This is a genomic window from Haloparvum sedimenti (genome assembly GCF_001462205.1).
Taxonomy (GTDB): Archaea; Halobacteriota; Halobacteria; order Halobacteriales; family Haloferacaceae; genus Haloparvum; species Haloparvum sedimenti.
Genome location: NZ_LKIR01000061.1, coordinates 1 through 1680, shown reverse-complemented (window position 1 = coordinate 1680; position 1680 = coordinate 1). Strand labels below are relative to the sequence as shown.

The following is a 1680-nucleotide window of genomic DNA, read 5'->3' as shown; positions in this document are numbered from 1 at the left end:
GCTGGGGCTGGGGGATGATGCTGTTCGGTCTCCTGTGGATGGCACTCCTCGTCGCCGTCCCCCTCGGTTTCATCTACTGGCTGGGAACGCGGTCGCAATCGAACGGCCCCGCTGAGGATAGCGCACTCGCCGTCCTCCAAGAGCGGTACGCCCGTGGCGAGATCGACGACGAGGAGTTTGACCGCCGTCGCGCCCGTCTCACACCAGATGATGGACGGTAACGGACGGTCGTTCCCTACTCGCTGACTTCGGTTTTCACGACGGTTGCCGGACGCGTCGTCAGCCGAAGGACGCGGTCGGTGACACTTCCGAGCAACGCACGATATTCGTCCGGCCGGCGTTTGGTACCGAGCACGAGGAGATCGGCGTCACAGTCGTCTGCGTGGTCCACGATGGTCTCAGCGGGGCGGCCATGTTGCATCGTCGTCTCGACATCGACATCGGTCTCTGCGGCTCGACGTCGGAGTTCCGAAAGCGTCTCCTCGCCGTGTTCTTCGAGCCCGTGTTCGGGACCTTCGGCCTCGTCGACGTACTCGTCCCCGCTGTAGGCAGTCACGACATCCTCGTCAACGACGTAGAGCACGTGAAGGACCGCGTTGTGAGCGGCTGCGAGCTCGATCGCGTGCGTTTCAGCATCTTCAGACGCGACAGTTCCATCGGTCGACAGGAGAATTCGGTCGTACATTCAGTCGGAATTCGAAGGCGGTATCATAAATTGACTTCCAATTCTCTCCGCTCAAGAGTCACGGTAGCGGGTTCAGTATGGCCGCGTCAGCGGATGTGTCCAAGCACGACGGACGGACTCACTCGATACTGTGAACCATCAACGAGCTGTCCGTCAGTGGTCGTGCCCCTCCATCACCATCGGATGCCCGGTGGCGTTTTCGTCCGAGTTCTCCCCGAAGGTCTCCTTGCAGGTCTGCGAGCAGAAGTAGTACGTCTCGCCGTCGTGCGTCGCCGATGGCTTGCTGTCGTCAGTCCGCATGCCACAGACGGGGTCGCGGTACGGACCGGGCGCGCCGAGGCCTGTCTCGTGGCTGCACTAGTCGCGGCAGCGGGGATGCTTTCCATCCTGTATGCGCTCTATGCGCCGAATCCCTGAATATCCCACTCGGCAAAGTGTTTTAGTATGTCTTCATCTGACTTCCCTCTGGGATACGTCAAGTTCGACGATGTTCGAGAGTTGCTCCCAGAATCGACACCCATTCAGGTGTCAGAATCAGTCACACTGGAGACACTGCATCTTCCTGGTCCAGACCCAGCAATCGTATTTGTCCACGGTGGTCTCGGGTCACTTTGGAATCCGTACCCACAGCTTGACGCTTTTAAAGGGAGGCACAAACTAGTCACGTACGCGCTCGCCGGCAACGGAGAATCGACCACACGCCAAGAGCAGACCCTTTCGGGACATGTTTCCGATCTCGCGAATCTCCTCGATGAACTCGACATCGAGTGCCCTATCGTCCACGGCCACAGTTATGGTACCGCCCTCGCAATCGAGTACGCGAAGCGCAACCCGACGGCCGGGCTCGTTTTGCATGCTGGGGGTGACCACGACCTAACACCCACGTGGGAGAAACCGCTCTTACGACTGTTTCTCGCACTACAACTCTACAAGATTCCCGCGAACGACGCGCTCATACGGCAGTTAGCCTACAGCGTAGGCTTCCACGAAGGGAC

The 1680-nt window shown here is 59.5% G+C and carries 3 protein-coding genes and 1 pseudogene; 2 read left to right on the top strand and 2 right to left on the bottom strand.

What is annotated here, in order from left to right:
* On the top strand, positions 1-221 hold a 221-nt coding region (locus AN233_RS03520; RefSeq protein WP_058365470.1), incomplete at its 5' end, for an SHOCT domain-containing protein.
* Positions 222-235: 14 nt separating this feature from the next.
* Here the strand turns inward: AN233_RS03520 and AN233_RS03515 are convergent.
* A complete protein-coding gene (locus AN233_RS03515; protein WP_058365469.1) occupies positions 236-685 on the bottom strand; it encodes a universal stress protein in 450 nt (149 codons plus the stop codon).
* A 153-nt stretch (positions 686-838) separates the two neighbouring features.
* Positions 839-1036 (bottom strand): annotated as a pseudogene (locus tag AN233_RS16245) (YHS domain-containing protein); the annotation flags it as partial.
* Positions 1037-1129: 93 nt separating this feature from the next.
* Here AN233_RS16245 and AN233_RS16240 point away from each other — a divergent pair.
* The coding region (locus AN233_RS16240) for an alpha/beta fold hydrolase (protein WP_141654123.1) at positions 1130-1680 on the top strand (551 nt) is incomplete at its 3' end.

Coding starts and splice junctions, on each gene's coding strand:
- AN233_RS03515 (WP_058365469.1), bottom strand. CDS start 685: ATGTACGACCGAATTCTCCTGTCGACCGATGGAACTGTCGCGTCTGAA.